The sequence below is a fragment of the Candidatus Cloacimonadota bacterium genome (genome assembly GCA_021734245.1).
Lineage (GTDB): Bacteria > Cloacimonadota > Cloacimonadia > Cloacimonadales > TCS61 > B137-G9.
In genome coordinates this window covers 12,924-30,861 of sequence record JAIPJH010000032.1, presented here as the reverse complement: position 1 = coordinate 30,861, position 17,938 = coordinate 12,924, and the positions used below count along the sequence as shown (strand labels likewise).

Annotated in this window: 19 protein-coding genes; all 19 read right to left on the bottom strand. The window is 37.2% G+C overall.

Going from position 1 to position 17,938, the window contains the following annotated elements:
* Positions 1-281 precede the first annotated feature (281 nt).
* The 19 genes from K9N40_06680 to murC all read right to left on the bottom strand — a co-directional run bounded on the left by K9N40_06680 (position 282) and on the right by murC (position 17,935).
* Positions 282-1,178, bottom strand: coding sequence for a TraB/GumN family protein (locus K9N40_06680; protein MCF7814142.1), 897 nt, complete (start codon positions 1,176-1,178; stop codon positions 282-284).
* Entirely contained in the window at positions 1,175-2,035 is an 861-nt protein-coding gene (locus K9N40_06675) for a hypothetical protein (protein ID MCF7814141.1), read from the bottom strand. Before K9N40_06675 ends, K9N40_06680 begins: the two co-directional genes overlap by 4 nt.
* Before the next feature lie 499 nt (positions 2,036-2,534).
* A complete protein-coding gene (locus K9N40_06670; protein ID MCF7814140.1) occupies positions 2,535-4,316 on the bottom strand; it encodes a DUF885 domain-containing protein in 1,782 nt (593 codons plus the stop codon).
* Positions 4,313-5,074: an SDR family oxidoreductase gene (locus K9N40_06665; protein MCF7814139.1), complete on the bottom strand. Its 762-nt coding sequence runs from the start codon at positions 5,072-5,074 to the stop codon at positions 4,313-4,315. The genes K9N40_06670 and K9N40_06665 overlap by 4 nt, the downstream gene beginning before the upstream one ends.
* A 183-nt stretch (positions 5,075-5,257) precedes the next feature.
* The gene (locus K9N40_06660) at positions 5,258-6,481 is read right to left on the bottom strand and encodes an amidohydrolase family protein (protein ID MCF7814138.1); all 1,224 of its coding nucleotides are present in this window, start codon (positions 6,479-6,481) and stop codon (positions 5,258-5,260) included.
* A gap of 10 nt (positions 6,482-6,491) precedes the next feature.
* On the bottom strand, positions 6,492-7,031 hold the full coding sequence (locus K9N40_06655; protein ID MCF7814137.1) for a GNAT family N-acetyltransferase: 540 nt from the start codon (positions 7,029-7,031) through the stop codon (positions 6,492-6,494).
* Between the two features lie 53 nt (positions 7,032-7,084).
* Entirely contained in the window at positions 7,085-7,804 is a 720-nt protein-coding gene (locus K9N40_06650) for a class I SAM-dependent methyltransferase (GenBank protein ID MCF7814136.1), read from the bottom strand.
* Positions 7,805-7,959: 155 nt separating this feature from the next.
* Positions 7,960-8,961, bottom strand: a complete 1,002-nt coding sequence (locus K9N40_06645) for a hypothetical protein (protein ID MCF7814135.1) — start codon at positions 8,959-8,961, stop codon at positions 7,960-7,962.
* A gap of 1 nt (position 8,962) precedes the next feature.
* The gene (locus K9N40_06640) at positions 8,963-9,643 is read right to left on the bottom strand and encodes an aspartate/glutamate racemase family protein (protein MCF7814134.1); all 681 of its coding nucleotides are present in this window, start codon (positions 9,641-9,643) and stop codon (positions 8,963-8,965) included.
* 13 nt (positions 9,644-9,656) lie between these two features.
* Positions 9,657-10,271 carry a hypothetical protein gene (locus tag K9N40_06635; GenBank protein ID MCF7814133.1) on the bottom strand — a complete coding sequence of 205 codons (615 nt, stop codon included), beginning with the start codon at positions 10,269-10,271 and terminating at the stop codon, positions 9,657-9,659.
* A gap of 9 nt (positions 10,272-10,280) precedes the next feature.
* A complete protein-coding gene (locus K9N40_06630; protein MCF7814132.1) occupies positions 10,281-11,018 on the bottom strand; it encodes an FKBP-type peptidyl-prolyl cis-trans isomerase in 738 nt (245 codons plus the stop codon).
* A 107-nt stretch (positions 11,019-11,125) separates the two neighbouring features.
* Positions 11,126-11,515 (bottom strand): hypothetical protein, encoded by a 390-nt coding sequence (locus tag K9N40_06625; protein MCF7814131.1) that lies wholly within the window; start codon positions 11,513-11,515, stop codon positions 11,126-11,128.
* Positions 11,516-11,602: 87 nt separating this feature from the next.
* A complete protein-coding gene (locus K9N40_06620; GenBank protein ID MCF7814130.1) occupies positions 11,603-12,046 on the bottom strand; it encodes a GNAT family N-acetyltransferase in 444 nt (147 codons plus the stop codon).
* Between the two features lie 45 nt (positions 12,047-12,091).
* Entirely contained in the window at positions 12,092-12,430 is a 339-nt protein-coding gene (locus K9N40_06615) for a phage holin family protein (protein MCF7814129.1), read from the bottom strand.
* Entirely contained in the window at positions 12,430-13,584 is a 1,155-nt protein-coding gene (gene ftsZ / locus K9N40_06610; GenBank protein MCF7814128.1) for a cell division protein FtsZ, read from the bottom strand. The genes K9N40_06615 and ftsZ overlap by 1 nt, the downstream gene beginning before the upstream one ends.
* Before the next feature lie 43 nt (positions 13,585-13,627).
* Positions 13,628-14,893 (bottom strand): cell division protein FtsA, encoded by a 1,266-nt coding sequence (gene ftsA / locus K9N40_06605; protein ID MCF7814127.1) that lies wholly within the window; start codon positions 14,891-14,893, stop codon positions 13,628-13,630.
* A 25-nt stretch (positions 14,894-14,918) separates the two neighbouring features.
* A complete protein-coding gene (locus K9N40_06600; GenBank protein MCF7814126.1) occupies positions 14,919-15,668 on the bottom strand; it encodes an FtsQ-type POTRA domain-containing protein in 750 nt (249 codons plus the stop codon).
* Entirely contained in the window at positions 15,665-16,561 is an 897-nt protein-coding gene (murB, locus tag K9N40_06595) for a UDP-N-acetylmuramate dehydrogenase (protein ID MCF7814125.1), read from the bottom strand. The genes K9N40_06600 and murB overlap by 4 nt, the downstream gene beginning before the upstream one ends.
* A complete protein-coding gene (gene murC / locus K9N40_06590) occupies positions 16,562-17,935 on the bottom strand; it encodes a UDP-N-acetylmuramate--L-alanine ligase (protein ID MCF7814124.1) in 1,374 nt (457 codons plus the stop codon).
* Positions 17,936-17,938 lie beyond the last annotated feature (3 nt).

The following is a 17,938-nucleotide window of genomic DNA, read 5'->3' as shown; positions in this document are numbered from 1 at the left end:
CAGGCTGCTAAAGCAAAGGCAAGAGGATTTAAAACTTTTGATTGTTTTAAAACTATTATCTTCCTTTTACTCGGAAAACTTGATTTCAGGTTGATCAATAAATGCTATTTACCCATTTAAAACTAAAAAGAGCCCTTTTAGAACCAGTGCACAACCTACGATGACAGCAGCCCAGATCATTGTACTGCCGATAAGTAGAGCAGCAGCGTTTTTCTTATCCATTGTATATCCTCCTTACTGGATTTTATTTTTCCTTCTCCCTGGAGAAGGAAATGTGTGAATTAATCCTGCACAATTTTATAATCTTTGTCTTGCAGCATCTGTAACAGACCGTCTTCTCCAACTAAATGGACAGCACCTACGATTATGAAATATGTATTTTCTTCTTCAGATTCCAGATAATCAGCAATTTTCTCAACAATCTTTTTATCACGTTTCAGGAATAATTCATTATAATAATCTCTAATTCCAGGTAGTTCTTCCTCGGCTTCCAATATTTTAAGGCGGGATAATTCGTTCATTTTATCTGCATCACCATCTTTCCATGCTATCAGAAGTTTGTCGAAAAATTTGGGAATATCATCAAGTTCAGCCAGTGAATTGATCAGAACATCTTTCTGTACATCTTCATCCATAGAGGAAAGAGCCTTGAATTGTGATATAGCAGTTTCCAATTCCAAAACAGGCATTTCACGTTCTTTTGCTTTGTTCAAAAAGTGTAGATCGATTCCCTGATCCTTCTCGACATCAATTTTCTGTAATGCTCCCAGAGATAGATTTATACTTACGAACCAGGGTTTATATACCTTCACCTGATCATCTTGAAATCCTAATTCCATTATCTCTTCATTCACTGTTTTGTAAACATCATCTGGTAACACTGTTTTCAGATTCATCGAATCTCGATAGATAGCGTGCATCACAATGTAATTATTTACTTCCTGCTGATCGATGCTGGTTGCATCAACTTCCACCACAAGTTTGTCTGATTCCTCAAAAGCTTTTTCGATCTGTTCATCCAGCGGATAAACATCTTTGGGCATGGTGTGGTTCGATCCCAAAAGATAAGCTTTGTTCTTTCCTCCCTGAACTTCCCACATAAAGTTCTTGGCTTGTAAATTTACTGCAAAAGCAACTAAAATTACAATCAGAACCCCAGCTACTAAAATTTTTTTCATTTTTGCTTTTTACCTCCGAAAATATTTTTTTCAGCTTCAACAAAAAGTTTGAAGATTGGTTCATAACTGAGATTTATCTGTTTAATGTTTTCTATTTTGTTTTTATTCTCACTATACACTTCCTTGAAAACATCAGTGAGATTAAATTCAAGAATAGATCCGTTAAATAGAATCAGTGAAATGTAAGGATCGCGAATCCAGATGCAGTGTTTCAATTCTTCTCCACTCAAATCAAAAATCACGATCATCGCTTCTTCAGCATCTTTTATCAATACTAACCATTGTGCCTGCAATCCTCCCAGGTGAATTTCAGTCTGGGGATTATTAATCTGACGAACATTTTCAAATTTTGTTTCATCATAGTTTTTCAACAAAATAGGAATGTCTTCCTTTGTTTTATTTTCAATGTGTTTTTTCAGCATGTTCATAGGCGCGGGATGGCCATCCAGAAGCAAACACTTTTCGGAAGTTTTGATCATATTCACGGCTTTTTCATACATCAATTCCAACGAGTCAAGTTCATAAATTCCTTTCTTTTCCTGATGAACTTCCAGTTTATCTACTTCACTTATGATTTTTTCTTTTTTCCGGGTAAATTCACTTTGCAGTTTGTTCAGGAATTCTTCCACAGGAATTGTATCAAAATAGGTTGTACCTTTCGTTTCATCACTGATTACTGCACCTTTTCTATGCAAACTTTTCAAAGCTTTGTAAGTGTTTGCCACCGGTTTTCCGACCTGTCCGGCGATCTTGTAACCGGTGCTGCGTTTATTTTCCAGAAGCCAGATATAAATATTTGCTTCCAATTCACTTAAGTCGATCTCCCTAAGCATTGTCAAAAGAGCATCTTTAGCCATCTCTAATCTCCTTAGCAATAATCACTTGCGTTACTATTAGTAGCGCACAGCTACTACTAAAAAATTTATATGTTTTTTTGTCAAATAGTTTTTTTTACACACATCCTCCGAAAAATATTTATTTTGCAGTAAGCAACAAAAAAAAACACAATAATTTCATTTTTTTCAAGCCCATGAATTTTTAACCTGTGAAATCAATTAAATTTCACTGGGTTATTCATGGGAAAAGCAAACAAAGCCTTTTATGGTAACCATTTCAATGTTTTTTATTTGTGCAAACGGTTGAAACCGTTGTTCGATATATTTCTGGTATCAAGATTCTGGTATCAAGATTCCCACGAATGAATTCGTGGGCTTTGCCGGATAAGGTTTTGGAAGGGTAAAATAGCAACAATATTATTAAAAAATTGAAAATTTTGGATTTGATTAGGAACATGATTTAATGAAGCTAATTGAAGATTGTCAGTTAAAAAAAAAGCTCTTACGCTTCCACGTGTACTTACTTTTTACTCTCAAGCCAGTCATCCACAACTTCTTCCAATACACTCAAAGGAATCGAGCCATTGGAAAGCACAACTTCATGAAATTCTTTCAGATTGAAATCGTTGCCAAGTTGATCTCTAGTCTTTTGTCTTAATTCCAGGATTTTCAACTCACCAATTTTGTAGGCACATGCCTGTCCGGGCCAAACAGTATAACGATTTATTTCACCATAACTTGCCCAACCAAGATTATCCTGCATATATTTATAAGCTTCGGATCGAGACCACTTTCTGACGTGAATACCAGTATCTACAACCAATCTGACAGCTCTATGCAGTTCACTAGCCAGATAGCCGAGTTCGCTGTGAATATCTTTGTGCCAGCCTTCTTCAAAAGTCAGTTTTTCAGCATAAAGTGCCCAGCCTTCGATGAAACCGGTAAAAAAAGTAAAATTGCGATACATGGGAGAATGGCAGAATTCTGTAGCATATGCTATCTGTAGATGGTGGCCGGGGATTGTTTCGTGATACAGCAGTGTTGCCATTCCCGACTTCTTGGGAATCCAGTTCAAATTAGCATAAAACGCTGCAATTCCGCTGTTATCGGAAGGAGCTCTCTGATAATGAGCACCTGTGAATTTTTCTTTATGCGTGGGAACCCGTTTTACGGTAACTTCCGTTGCAGGGATGCGCGCAAAATAATCCGGTAGTTTTTCTTTTGTTTCATCCAATATCTTCAGATAATGATTCAGAGCTTGCTGTTTTCCCTTTTCTCCAGATGAGAAACTGTATTTATTACCTTTTAAACTATTCCACCATTTGCCTTCGATTTCTCCAAAGGTTTCACCTTCAGTAAAGCCAAGTTCAGTAAATCTTTTCCGCATTTCAGTTTGAATTCTGCTAACTTCCTGTAAACCGAGCTGGTGAATTTCTTCCGCAGTTAGATTGGTTGTGGTATGTTTCTTTAAGCAATACTGATAGTAATCATCTCCCTTGGGAAGTTTCCATACTCCTGTTTTATAATCAGCTGTTTTTCTAATATTTTCTATTTCGAAAGTAAATTTCAGATAATTGGGAATAACAATTGTTTTGACGATTTCTTCCACCTGAGAAAGCAGCTTAAGTTCATCATCTTTAGTCAATTCCAATTTTTCTATTTTAGATTGAAAATCCTGATAGAAGATATTTTCTTTGGGATCGTTGTTTGTCATATCTTCCAGAACATTTAAAGTATGATCGATGATAGCAACTGGTGGTATGATCTTATGTTTCTTTTGATATTCCAGGTCGATAAACATGTTTTTGAATTTCATTTCGAACTGCTGTAGACGGCTGATGAAATTCAGAGCATCGTGTCTGGAATTGATTTGATGATGTTCGGTCATAAAGGTTTGCAGATCGACATGCATTCCAAACATGCTGTTAATAACATAAAGGTTCATGTGATATTTTTCCAGCTCGATCTTTTCATCCAGATAAGCTTTGAAAACTTTCAATTCAATCGCATCTTGTTTGGGAAGATCAGAAAAATCATCTGCCCAACTTCGGTATTTTTTGATGATCTTAAAATCCTGATAATATCTTTTTTCAGAATTGTCGGATAGGGCAGAAGCATCGAACCGATATTTGCCTTTGGCATCTAAACGCAATCGTGTTGCAGTTTCAGGATAAGATTTGATTATTTCTTTGAAATAGTTTTCAAATAATTGATCTACAGTTTCCGGTTTATCTTCAGGAGTTATTTCAGCCCGGCAGGAAAGCATAATTGTCAGGAAAATGAAGATCAGAGTCAATCTCATTTTGCGATAACTCCACCATCGATTACCAAATCTTCTCCGGTTACGTAACTTGATTGATCTGAACACAGCCATAAAACACATTTAGCTACTTCGTCGGCTTTTGCCATCCTTTTCATTGGAACGATGGTTTCTACCCATTTCTGGAATTTTTCATCTTTTCTCTGCTCTTCTGGAAACATCGGAGTGATGATGAGCCCGGGAGAAATTGAATTTACCCGAATATTTTCTGCTGCATATTCTGTGGCAGCGGCTTTGGAAAGTCCGCGCACAGCATGCTTGCTGGCAATATAAGCCGGAGCTCCGGGATAACCGCGATGACCGGAAACAGAAGCATTATTCACAATGCGGCCACCACCTTTTTTCAGCATGGCTTCGAGTTCATATTTTAAGCAGTAAAATACTCCATTCAAATTTATATCAATAGTTTTCTGCCAGTTCTCCAGTGAACAATCCAAAATCTTTCCCATTTCACCATCAATGCCTGCATTATTAAATGCAAAATCAAGTTTACCATGTTTCTGGATTATTTGATCAATAAGAGATTTCACACTTTTAGGATCAGAAACATCGCAGGGAACAAATTCCAAAGTATAACCACGCTTTTCAGCTTCATTTTCGGTTTTTTTACCTACATCATTTCTTCTGCCGCAGATGATAACTTTTGCACCATTTTCGGCAAAAGCAAAAGCTGTAGATTTACCGATCCCTGTTGTGCCTCCTGTGATCAAGGCAACTTTATCTTTAAATTCTTTATACATACTATTCCCTCTTTATTTTTTTATAAGTCACTTTTTAGTTTTACGAACGTAGAGTCTCATGACTATCTTTTAGTTTTACTTCTTGTGAAAAAAAGAGATCCTTCCTGCTTGTGTCGGCGAAGTAACACGAAGCCTTAAGAGCAATCTTCTTAAGAATACGTCAGAATGACGATGTGTGATTCATTATTTCCTCAGCACTTTTCCTTCACCCATCACCATTACAGGATAGGCAGCCAGATCAAACGGATCTTTATCCCAAACTATCAGGCTGGCAAGTTTATCAGTTTCTATTGTTCCCAGGCTGTCATCGATCTCCAAAATTTCAGCATTTTTAAGAGTAATCAGGGAAATTGCTTCTTCTTTACTCATACCGTGGATCAGGAAATATTTTAAGCTTTCTCGCAGATGTGGTGCCCAAACTACAGGATGATCTGTCATCAAACCAAAATCTGCTTTCGATTTGTAAAGCAAGCCGGCATTTTGATAGTAGGCATGAGCCAATTCTATTTTTCCACCAATTCCACCTATGGGACCGTAAATTACTTTGATTCCATTTTTCGCCAGTTCGTCAAAAATCTCTTTATGATGCACATCTCCTGTATGATCTGCAGTAGCTTTGATGTTATATTTTTTTACGAATTTGATAAGATAAAGAACATCATCTTCTTTATGAACGTGGATTTTAGCGATCTTTTTTCGATCCAGAATTTCCAGTATTGCCTGATCTTCGGTATCAAATTCCAGCTCATATTCTCTTTCGATAATTTGCAACTTCTGTTTGTATTCAGTTTTATTGATCTTTTTATCTTTCAAAGATTTATCAAGTTCAGAAATCTTTTTTTCCTGTGCCAGGACTGCTTTATCTCGTTTAGCGATAACTCCATCAAATTTCTTTTCCAGCAGCGAATAAACTCCCATTCTGGTATTGGGCCTTTGACCTTTCCAGCTGGTTGTGGAGCGTGGATTATAACCCAAAGCCATTTTGTAGCCATAATCTTTGATAAGAGCGTCTTTGCGATTGGGAACATAGTTGCGAATAATCATGGCTTTTCCTCCCATCAAGTTTCCACTTCCTGGAACAATGCAGCTATAAAGACAGCCAAAATCAACCGCATCTTTAAAAGCCCGATCATCAAAATACACACCGTTCAATGGATCTAAAAGTGGCAGGAACTGATCGAGATAATCATTGCCTTCCTGTTCGCTGCCAGGTTCGCCATCTCGAAACATTCCAATATGTGTGTGAGCATCGATAAATGCAGGTGTTACGAATCCTTCAAAATCGTGCTTAAGCTTTTTTTCGGTAACCTGTTTTATCTTTTTGCCTTCAACAACGATGTATTTCTCCTGGTAACTGGTTTTTCCATCATACAATACTTTTGCTTTAATAACTGTCCGTTTCAAAATTTCCTCCAATTTATTTTTTTTCAAAATACATTTTTTCCCATTCGCTTCGCAGCAGTGAATAGACGTGCAGGTCTAAATATCTGCCGCGATGATAGACTGCCTGACGCAAAGTTCCCTCCTGAGTAAATCCGAATTTCTTACCGATTTTGATGCTGGGTTCATTGCCTTCGAAGAAACATATCTGTAATCTGGGAATGGAGCGGGAAAGAAACAGAAAATCGATAAATAATCTGCAGGCTTCACTCATGTAGCCTTTTCCACGATCCTCTCGTTTGAAAATGAAATAACCGATCTCATATCCCACAGTGTAGGGAATGCCTTTAAAAAAGTGGATCAAACCGATTTTTTTACCATTTCTGGTAGTAATCATCAGCTGACCGAAATGTTCTCCCCACAATCCTCTATCGTATTTATCTTTAACTTCCTTTATTGTAGAAAGATGCATCGGCCAAAATGGACCGATTTCAGTCATATCATTACAATATCTGTAATATTCATCCAGATCTTCCGGTTCAACGTTACGTAAAATTACTTTTTTCCCTTCAATCATAATATCCTCATTTTTTAAATTTTTCTTTGCCTGATTAATTGTAAATATTTTCTTTATTTCTTTTTGCCAATGAAGAAAACCGATCTTGCAGGTTGAAAACCAAATTGTCGAATTCTTTCTTTCAGCAGTTCAGCTTCTTCTTTCAGTTTTTTGTATTCAGGTTTATCTTTTAAAGGATCAATATATGGATCGATAGTATTTAGATAATGGCCTGTGATCTTTTCATCTTTTGGATCTTCCACGGGAAATGAATATTCAAAAGCTTCCAAGTCTGAAAAATCAAGTTTTGAAATAAGTTTTTCTAATTGCTGACTTGTGTAGGTGGAATTGTGAACAGTGCCAAAACAGGAATCGACCTTGGCACACCAATGATGCAGCATAATGTGATTTTTTTGTGCTTCATTCTGATCGTCATCACTGCACATTTCATTTATCAGGAAGTAGCCACCCGACTTTAATACACGATCCATTTCCTTCAGAACATCGTTTATATCATTGAAATGATGAAGTGAATTGGACATCGCAACAGTATCGAATTGAGTGTCTTCAAATCTCAATTTGTAAGCATCCATACGTTTGAAATTGACTTTACTATTTGTTTTGAATTCATTTTTACCAGCGAAGAGAGCCCTGTTTGAAGTGTCAATACCGGTGATCTCAGCATAATTTTCCAGAAGACGATTCAAAGTGCCGATAAATTGACCGGAACCTGTGGCAACATCAAGTACGTTACCGCCTTGTATTGTATTCAATCTTTTCTTTAAATTTTCCATTTCTTACTCCTTAAAATTCTGACCATATAAATTGCAAATAGTGTGCCATAACTGTAAGTGTAAATATAACAGCAGAATAGATTGTCTTATGGTGGATTGATTCTGTACGCTGACGCGACAATTGTGTCCGTTTATGAACGATAATTCAATGCGCTTTAATATTCGTTTTCTAAGTTTACAATGTTTAGGAAATCGCTTCTGCCTGCACATAAACGTGAGATATTTTCTACAACTTCATCCCAGCGTTTCAGATCATCAAAGGGAGATGCAGCTCTATGGGGAGAAAGAACGATATTTTCCAACTCATAAAATGGATATGAATAAGGATATCTTCTGCCTTTTTCATCTGGTTCTGGTTGATAATCGTACCAGACGTCGATAGCGGCTCTATCTATTTTGCGATTTTTCAATGCTTCAAAAAGAGCTTTCTCATTTACAACAGCACCACGGCTTAGATTTACAAGGATGGCATCTTTGCCCAGGAGTTCCAATTCCTTTTCTGTGATCAGGTTGGTGGTTTTGGAAGTGTGAGGAACAGCACAAAAAAGAATATCAATATAAACCAGAAAATCATGAAGTTCTTCAATTTTAAATTGCTTCAAATCCATGGTGTCAAATTGCCAATCTCTTTTTAAAGCAGCGAATTCAAGATCAAAACCCTGCAGCATCATATGAATTTTTCGGTTTACATTTCCATAACCCAGAAAACCGACTTTTCTATCGCGCAAAGGAATAGATCGAGCTTCATTATCACCCAGTCGCCATTTACCTTCTTTCATCCAATTATGATGAGGAATTATTTTATTCATTGCTGCCAGAAGAAGTGCAACTCCATGCTGTGCAGTGAAATAAGAATTTCCATGACCGTTTACTAGAATTATTTCTTTATCTCTTGTAACTTCTCTGAAAAGCTTTATAAGATGCTGAATTCCAGCTCCGGGATTGATATACAATTTTAGGTTCTTTGCGCTTTCCAATAATTCTTTTGCTGGTCGCCAACCGACAATAATATCTACATCTTTAGCAAGTTCCTGGTAATTTTCATTAGTAAATTCGGTGGGGAAGATGAGCTTGAGATCAGCGATCTTGGATAAGCCATCTTGCAGATATTGCTTTAATCTGTCATTTACCCGCCAGATAAAAAGAACTTTTGTCATTTTAAATTAAGGCAAATTCAACAGCAGCAGAAGCATGGATATATGCAGTATCGAAAGCTGGAACTTTTAAATCTTTCTGAGAAATAAGCAGTGGTATTTCGGTGCAGCCCAAAATAATACCTTCAGCTCCTTTGGAAATCAACTTTTCACAGATCTTCAGATATCTGGTTTTAGATTCAGCTAAAAATAAACCTTTGGAAAGTTCTTTATAGATAACCGATTGAATAAATTTTCTATCATCCAGTTCCGGAATTAGAGTTTCAATACCATATTCCGATTTTAAAATTGATTGATAAAAATCTTCTTCCATTGTTGGTCGGGTTCCCAGAAGTCCGACCCTTTTAATTCCTTTCTCGGAAATTGTTTTCCCCGTTGCTTTTGCAATATGAATTACTGGTATTTGTACTGACTGCTGAACTTCATTGTATAATTTATGCAGGGTATTGGCACAGATCAAAACACAATCTGCACCAGCATTTTGCAGCAGTTTTGCTTTCCGGGAAAGCAAAGTGATTTTTTCTTCCCAGCTGGATGAAAGGATGAAATCAAAATCGACTGAATAGAGAATTAGCTTGGCAGAATGGACTCCACCCAACCTTTCTTGAGTAAGTTGATTAATAAAGCGATAATATTCTTTGGTAGATTCCCAGGTAGTTCCACCTATCAAGCCTATAGTTTTCATTATTCCTCAAGATCTACATATCAATTTCCATGATCTGCCAGGGATAGATATCAAAGTCGAAATTTACTTCCTCTTCCATAGATTCATCAGGTTTTTCTTCAGGAGTTTCAAAAACATTTGTAACAGTTATCCGGTAACTTCCAGGTAAGATATCGTAATTCAATTGTTCTCCTGCATAAATAATCTTTTCATTTTTGCCGACATCCTGTCCTGTGCTAGTGTTATACAAATGAAAAGTAACCGCAGGTAAATCTGTTGTAAGAATCACGCGACTGCCAATATATACATTTATTACAGTAACATAGCCTGTAACGATCTGTACATCTTGAACTGGAGGATATGCCAGATGATTGAAAGGAAACCGAACTTCATAAAAACCGGCAGGAAGTTCTTCAATTCCATTTATAGAACGGCAGGAACGATCAAAATAATCGATATCATCCTGAAAAACACGGTAAGTCCAATATTCGCTGGTGCTGTCTGCCAGAACTGTATTCACATACAAACCACCGACATCTTTATTTTCCAGGTCTTCATTGAAGTACCGATCCAGATCGTAATACATAAATCCTTCTGCACTCAAAGAAAATACGATCAAAAGAAAAAGAAAGAAAATTATTTTTTTCATGCTCTCTCCTTATTTTACTTCCAAAAGTTCCACATCAAAGATCAAAGTTGCGTTAGGTGGAATTACTCCACCAGCTCCAGAAGCACCATAACCTAAATCTGGAGGAATGATCAATCTGGCTTTATCGCCTTCTTTCATCAGAGCAATTCCTTCATCCCAGCCTTTTATAACCCGTCCCATTCCCAAAGTGAATTCAAAAGGTTGATTTCTTTTGATGGAGGAATCGAACATTGTTCCATCTTGCAGATAGCCGCTGTAATGCACCGATACAGTGTTTCCCGCAGCTGCTTTCAATCCTGTTCCTGCTTCTACCAGTATAAATTCCAATCCGGAATCGGTTTTGGAAACAACTTTTCCTTCGATATCATATTCTTCGATTTTGGGAGCAGGTTTAAAATCGACAAGTTCCACCGTGAAAATGAGAGTGGAATTTGCAGGTATTGCCCCAACACTTCTAGCTCCATAACCCAGTTCAGGCGGAATTACAAAGATCGCTTTGCTACCTTTCTTCAGAAGTGCGATTCCTTCATCCCAGCCTTTTATCACACGTCCAACACCAAGTTCAAATTCGATTGGCTGATTACGATCGTAAGAACTATCAAATTTGGTGCCATCTTCCAGTTCACCTTTGTAATGTACGTTTACAATATCACCTTTTACCGGAGAATTTCCTTCTCCTTCAGTCGTTATCCTGTACATCAATCCACTATCAGTTTTTTCGAAAGTAGTCAGATCGAGAGCTTCCATTCCCTTTTTTTCTAAATCAGTTTCCTCTGCAAACAAAAAGCTAAGAACTACGCACATCATTATCAACATCAAAAATCTTTTTTTTGTCATTTATCCTCCCATGATTATTAAATTGTACTAAATTTTATTTCAAATCTGTGATTGATGAATTCCAGATTTTCCAACCGAATTCTGCTAATTTTTTTTTCGATCAACTCATTTACCCTAATATAAAGCCTGGAACCTTGTAATTCAAGAAAATCCTGCTGCATAATTGGTATTTTTTTCAAAACTTTTTCTACAAGCCAGGATGTAGCAATTTCCAACTCAGCCACACCATTTTCATATTTTAGAAATTGAATCGACATATCGATATGAGAAGGGAAAGCCAGTTTTGTATTATATCGAAATGTGACCATGTTGTCATCGATTTCCAGATTGCTGATATTGGAAGGTAGAATTTTGTTGGCGGCTAAAAAATCCATCGCTTCTGCCATACTGAAAATTACTTCTGCCATCTATCACTTTCTCCAATCATTTTTTTATCAATTCAAACTTTGGGTAGAAAAAAGAAAGTAGTGAATAAAATGCAAGCAAAAATCTAACTAAACATCAGGATTCAGGCGTTTAGAAAAATAGATGATATCATCATGACGTTTGTAACCAAGATCACTGAACAACTTAATAGATCCCTTATTCCAATCTTCGATAAGGCAAGTGTAGATCTCGATCTGATTACTTTCCAGGAACTTTTCTGCCTGCTTTATCATCTTTGTTGCCAGACCCTTACGCCTGAAATCGGGATGAACTGCCAGACGATTTATCCAGCCTTTGCGACCATCGTGAGTTGCCAAAATAAAAGCTACTAAATCTTCTTTTTGGAAAGCTCCGATCAAAGCTTCAAAATCGTTCTCTAATTCTTTTGCTATTTTTTCTATTCTGTCACGACCTTTGGGACGTATAGAAAGCCCGGAAATTCGCCAGAGATCAAGCAGTTTTGGAATGTCTGCCGGTAATATTTCTCGATATATCAGATCTTTTAAATCCATTTATTGGATTTCACGCAATTTTCTTGATTAGATATTCGTTATTCATCAAATGATGAGAATTTCCAGCAGCATATTTACAAGAGAGATCAAAATAGCAGCAATGCCGCCAACAAAACATCCTTCTACTTTGAATTTGGGAATGAATTTGGAAACCAGCAATAAGCAAAATCCATTTACAAATATCAAAAAAAATCCCAGGGTTAAGATTGTTATCGGCAAAGTAAGAATTACTAAAATTGGACGGACAACAGCATTTACAGCTGCCAGAAGAACGGCTGCGAGAAGGGATGTAAAAAAATCTGCTACATAGAAAAGACGGGTAACTTTTCCTACGATATAAATAGAAAAAGCCATGATCAGAAATTTGATTATTATTATATTCATCAGTTAGAAAACTTCCTTAAAAATGCCGGAATTTCCATTTGCTTACCGGGAAATTCCTTAGATTCATCTTCTTTTTCTTTATCCAGGTTCAATGTATCCGCGGTGCGAATTCTTTGTAGAGTATGACCGATATCTTCACCTTCTTCGGTTTTCTCCTGAATAATACTTTCACGTTCATAAATACTTGTTGAACCACCTTCCAAACCAGCTGCAATTACAGTAACTTTAACTTTGCCCTGCATTTTTTCATCCACCACCAGGCCATTTATCATATCGCCTTCATCGCCGGTTCTTTTTACCACTTCTGAAACGATCATCCCCAGTTCATCAATTTTAAAATCATCTCCGGCAGTAATATTGATAAGAACACCTTTGGCATGTTCGATAGATATATCGGAAAGCAGGGGATTGTTGAGTGCTTCCTGAGTTGCATCAACAGCTCTATTGTCGCCATCTCCAACACCAGCACCCATCAATGCTTTGCCGCGATTGCTCATCACGGTTTTTACATCGGCATAATCTACACTGATGTGACCACTGAAATGGATAATATCGGCAATAGCTTTAGCAGCTTCATACAAAATGCTGTCGGCTTTTTTGAATGCTTCCAAAACCGTCATATTGGGCAGGATCTCTTTCATTTTTTCATTTGGAACTACAATCAACGTATCTACATGTTCGTGGAGTTTTTGAATACCTTTTTCTGCATTTACGGTTCTTTTCTTTCCTTCGTGGATGAAAGGACGATTTACGATACCGATAGTAAGAATACCCATTTCACGCGCCATTTGGGCAATGATCGGAGTAGCACCGGTTCCGGTTCCTCCTCCCATTCCAGCTGCGATGAAAAGCAGGTCGGCATCTTTGATGACACGCTTGATATCTTCTCGAGATTCTTCGGCTGCTTTGCGGCCGACATCAGGATTTGCTCCTGCTCCCAAACCTTTGGTAACTTCTTTTCCGAGCTGTAGTTTGAACTTTGCCTTGGAAGATTTAAGATCCTGGATATTTGTATTGGCGGCAATAAATTCCACACCTTGCAGATCGTATTCTATCATTGTGTCGATAGCATTGCTTCCTGCACCGCCAACACCGATTATCTTTATATTCGTACCATACGGAATTTCATCTTGGTTCAAATCCAATTCGAGCATTCGTGCCCTCCACTAAAATTCAACTTAAAAATTTTGAGCATGTTTAAACAAAATCTTTGAAATAAGCAAGCAATTTCTTAAAAAAAACTGAAATAGGGTCGCTGCTGCGGAAATTCTTGATCTTGATGTTCTTATTATCAATTTCTTTTTGAGCTTGATACAGAATTCCAACTGAAGTTGCAAATTTGGGATTTTGCAGTTGTTCTGTCGGTCCTGCCAGATTGGAAATATCAGGATATCCCACTTTTGTAGACATATTGAAAATTTCTTCGGCCAGGTTTTCGCTTTTTCTGAGCAGAGAAGCTCCACCGGTGATCGTGAGCCCGGCAGTTATTCGTTTCAGATCATACTGTTCGTTCAGAAGTTTATAAGCACCTTCAAAAATTTCCCGCATTCTGGCTTCGATGATCTCTGTGATGTAACGTAATTTCTTCTTCTTGCCTTCTCTACCACCGATACCTTCAATCTCGACAAGTTGATCCTCAGAAATTACTGAAGCTAAAGATTCACCTTTGGAAATTTTGATATCTTCGGCATTTTGAGGAGAAGTGTGCAAACCAACAGCCAGATCTTGTGTAATATTAGTTCCTCCGACCGGCAAAACCGCACTGAAACGGATACTCTCCTTGAAGAATACCACAATATCAGTAGTTCCTCCGCCAATATCGATAATGATAGAGCCCAACTGCTTTTCAACTTCATTTAAAACAGCATTGGAAGAGGCGATAGGTTCCAGATAAATATCTTCAACTTTATAACCGGCAATCTCGATACATTTCTTGATGTTATTCATGGCATTGATGTCTGCCATCACAATATGAACATAAACTGAAAGGTTGAAACCGCTCATAGAAAGAGGATTCATGATACCTTCCTGTTCATCGATCTTGAAATATTGAGGGATAGCATGAATTATTTCCAAACGGTCATTTCCGGGTTGAATTTTAATATTGTTTTTGGAATTGGTGATCACATCTTCAATGTGCTGCTGTGTAATTTCCACTGGATCGCTGCCCGATGTAAGAGAAATTCTTCCCAGTGTATTCTGACTTTTAATGTGGTCTCCGGCAATTCCTACAAAAATATTACGGGCTTTTATGCCAGCCATGGTCTCTGCTTCTTTGAAAGCATTGTGCATGGAAGCTGAAGCTTTCATAATATCGACAACGATACCTTTTTTCAAACCGTCAGAAAGACTGGTGCCAATTCCTTTTACTTCCAGTTTGTTTTCTTCATTCAATTGTGCAATGATCACGCAGATCTTCGTGGTTCCAATATCGATTGCTGTAAGTGTTTGACCTACTTTCATTTAATTCCTCACTTTGATGATTATGTTATTCATCAGCTCTTATCACAAGTTGATCTTTGTATCTCAGATCAACTACTTTGCCTTTTTCAAACGTTCTATTCTGTTCCAAAAATTCATATCTTTTCACTTTGTCTATAATTTCTTCATCACCGAATACAATTTTGTAACCTGTATTTGCTTCGACAATATAAATTTCATTATCTTTAGGAAAAAATTCCGAAACCTGCTGAAAAAACTCTGGAAATTCGGGAACAACATTATTGTAAAAATCGTAAACTCTATCCAGGAAGGCATCTTCGGCAATATTACCGGTTTTAATATTTTCATTGGAAAGCTCTGTACAAATCACCGGTAAAACCTCATCAGAATAGAAATTATCATTATCCAAAATAATTTTTTCTTTATCTATGGGAAAGATACTGCCTTCAGTTGTTTTTATATTAAAAAGTCCTTTTCTTTCCTGAATTTCAATTTTTATTTTATTCGGAAATATTTTTCTGATCTTAATATCTTTGATGCGAATTATGTTACTGTACTTCTTCATGATGTCTTCTTTTGAAACAGCGTAAAGATTACTATCCAGAAAATCTAATGACAAGTTGGATAAGAATTCTGTTTCCAGATTTTTATTTCCTTCTATGGAAATCGATTCGATGCGAAACCAGTCAACTTTTGACAGCAAACCCCTGATGCTGAAAAAAATGATTACCAGCAGGCAGAGGACGAGAAAGAAAAAAACAAAATATCTGCTGGAACCGGTTTTTATTCTACTCATTTTTGTTCTTCCAGATCATCGATAATTTTGTTTTCCAGTTCAAGATCGATATCAAATTTGTTTTTAACTTCAGATCGAGCCAAATCAATCAAATCATAATAATCATTGAACGTAGCATTATCAACGTTCAGAATAAAATTGCTGTGTTTGCTGCTGATCTGCGCGCCACCGATCATTTTTCCTGCCAGTCCGCAATCACAGATCAATAATCCGGCAAATTCTCCAGGTGGATTTTTGAATGTGCTGCCTAAACTGGGAAAATCATACGGATGTCTTTCATGACGAATTTTGAGTACTTCCTTGATTTCATCTTCGATTTCTTTTTCAGATTTCTTTTCAAGCTTAAAGCAGATCCTCACAATAAAATCACTGATAGAAATTTTCCGATAACTGAAATCGATTTCTTCAGCATTTACCTTTTTAATATTTCCATTTTTATCAACAACTTCGATCCAAACCAGGAATTCAGAAATGGTTCGATCAAATGCTCCTGCATTCATGTGAACAGTTCCACCCAGATGAGCTGGAATTCCTGACAAAAAGTACAAACTGGAAAGTCCTGCCTGTTTAGTTTTCTCGATAAATTTTTTGATCGTGATGTTGCAGGAAACCATGACCGTATCATCTTTTATGTCAAATATTTGCGGTAAATTAACATCTGAAATAATGGCTTTATTAATATTGTTTCCGAACAATAAATTTGAGCAACCTCCGATAGGTAAAATATCCAAACTTGTTTTGTTCGCTGCTGCGATAATATTCTGTAATTGTTCGATAGTTTCTGGTGTAAAAAGATATTTCGGTTTCCCCCCGATATTTATGTAAGAATAATCTCTGAGAGATTTCTGAGATGCTGTTTTTTTAATGAGTTCAGGAGAAAAAAATTCTTTCATTTAAATATCCTTAAGTCCCTTTAAAAAGCTTTCACCATATTTATAGATGTTTCCTGCTCCCATCGTAATAAAAATATCTTTTGGTTGGGCCAGGTTTTCCATTTGCGGAATTATATCTTCATTTTTATCGATGTAAATCACATTTTTATGACCGGATTGAATTGCGGCTTTTGCAATCATTTTGCCGGTAATACCTGGAATCGGATTTTCCCGGGCAGGATAGATCGGAGTAATTACCAGCACATCACTTTGAAAAAATGATCTGCCGAATTCCTGATAAAAATCTCTGGTGCGAGAAAAAAGATGAGGTTGGAAAACAGTTACGATGCGGTTTTCCACACTGTCTCGCACACCTTTCAGAGTTGCTTCTATCTCGGTGGGATGATGTGCATAATCATCGTAAACCAGCACATCATCTTTCATGCCTTTGTATTCGAAACGGCGAAAAACACCATTGTAATCTGCTAAACCTTTTTGTATCGCTGCAAAGGGAATTTCCAATTCTAATCCGATTCCGACTGCCAGAAGTGAATTCAAAATATTGTGATTTCCCATAACGTTCAGTTCGATATTTCCCAATTTCTTACCGTCCGAATAAGCAGTATAAGTAGCTTTGAAGTTTTTCATTTCAATATTTCGTGCCTGGATATTTGCCTGTTTGGAAAGCCCGTAAGTAACGATATTTTTTTTGATTTCAGGAATGATCGATTGCACGCCGTGATCATCCAGACAAGCAATAACTCTGCCGAAAAAAGGAACTTTATTGGCATATTCTATGAAGGCAGATTTAACTGCTTCCAGATCTTTGTAGCAGTCCAGATGATCAGCTTCAATATTTGTGATGCCGGCAATGATCGGGCTGAGCGTAAGAAATGAACGATCAAATTCATCAGCTTCCACCACGATGTATTTTCCCGATCCCAGCAGATTATTGGAACCGTAATTTTTTACGATACCGCCCACAATAACTGTCGGATCCAGTGCAGCTGCAGAAAGTACCGAACCCACCATCGATGTTGTAGAGGTTTTTCCATGCGTTCCAGCCAGGCCAATTCCATAACTCATCCGCATGATCTCGCTCAGCATTTCCGCTCTGCGGATCACAGGAATTTTTTGCGCCAGAGCTGCGGCGATTTCCGGATTATCATCTTTTACAGCCGAAGATTTTACCACAACATCAGCATTCACTATCAAGTTGGGATCGTGACCTTTGGCAATTTGTGCACCTTTCTGTTTCAGGTGTTTCGTAATCGGAGTGGAATTCAGATCGGAACCTGAAACTTCAAATCCCTGATTTATAAGCAATTCGGCAATTCCGCTCATGCCGATTCCACCAATTCCTACAAAATGAATTTTTTTTGTTTTTCCCAGCATAGT

Coding starts and splice junctions, on each gene's coding strand:
- K9N40_06635 (MCF7814133.1), bottom strand. CDS start 10,271: ATGAAAAAAATAATTTTCTTTCTTTTTCTTTTGATCGTATTTTCTTTG.
- K9N40_06655 (MCF7814137.1), bottom strand. CDS start 7,031: ATGATTGAAGGGAAAAAAGTAATTTTACGTAACGTTGAACCGGAAGAT.
- K9N40_06640 (MCF7814134.1), bottom strand. CDS start 9,643: ATGAAAACTATAGGCTTGATAGGTGGAACTACCTGGGAATCTACCAAA.
- K9N40_06615 (MCF7814129.1), bottom strand. CDS start 12,430: ATGAATATAATAATAATCAAATTTCTGATCATGGCTTTTTCTATTTAT.
- K9N40_06625 (MCF7814131.1), bottom strand. CDS start 11,515: ATGGCAGAAGTAATTTTCAGTATGGCAGAAGCGATGGATTTTTTAGCC.
- K9N40_06675 (MCF7814141.1), bottom strand. CDS start 2,035: ATGGCTAAAGATGCTCTTTTGACAATGCTTAGGGAGATCGACTTAAGT.
- K9N40_06620 (MCF7814130.1), bottom strand. CDS start 12,046: ATGGATTTAAAAGATCTGATATATCGAGAAATATTACCGGCAGACATT.
- K9N40_06650 (MCF7814136.1), bottom strand. CDS start 7,804: ATGGAAAATTTAAAGAAAAGATTGAATACAATACAAGGCGGTAACGTA.
- ftsZ (MCF7814128.1), bottom strand. CDS start 13,584: ATGCTCGAATTGGATTTGAACCAAGATGAAATTCCGTATGGTACGAAT.
- ftsA (MCF7814127.1), bottom strand. CDS start 14,893: ATGAAAGTAGGTCAAACACTTACAGCAATCGATATTGGAACCACGAAG.
- K9N40_06665 (MCF7814139.1), bottom strand. CDS start 5,074: ATGTATAAAGAATTTAAAGATAAAGTTGCCTTGATCACAGGAGGCACA.
- K9N40_06630 (MCF7814132.1), bottom strand. CDS start 11,018: ATGGAAGCTCTCGATCTGACTACTTTCGAAAAAACTGATAGTGGATTG.
- murB (MCF7814125.1), bottom strand. CDS start 16,561: ATGAAAGAATTTTTTTCTCCTGAACTCATTAAAAAAACAGCATCTCAG.
- K9N40_06600 (MCF7814126.1), bottom strand. CDS start 15,668: ATGAGTAGAATAAAAACCGGTTCCAGCAGATATTTTGTTTTTTTCTTT.
- K9N40_06670 (MCF7814140.1), bottom strand. CDS start 4,316: ATGAGATTGACTCTGATCTTCATTTTCCTGACAATTATGCTTTCCTGC.
- K9N40_06645 (MCF7814135.1), bottom strand. CDS start 8,961: ATGACAAAAGTTCTTTTTATCTGGCGGGTAAATGACAGATTAAAGCAA.
- murC (MCF7814124.1), bottom strand. CDS start 17,935: ATGCTGGGAAAAACAAAAAAAATTCATTTTGTAGGAATTGGTGGAATC.
- K9N40_06680 (MCF7814142.1), bottom strand. CDS start 1,178: ATGAAAAAAATTTTAGTAGCTGGGGTTCTGATTGTAATTTTAGTTGCT.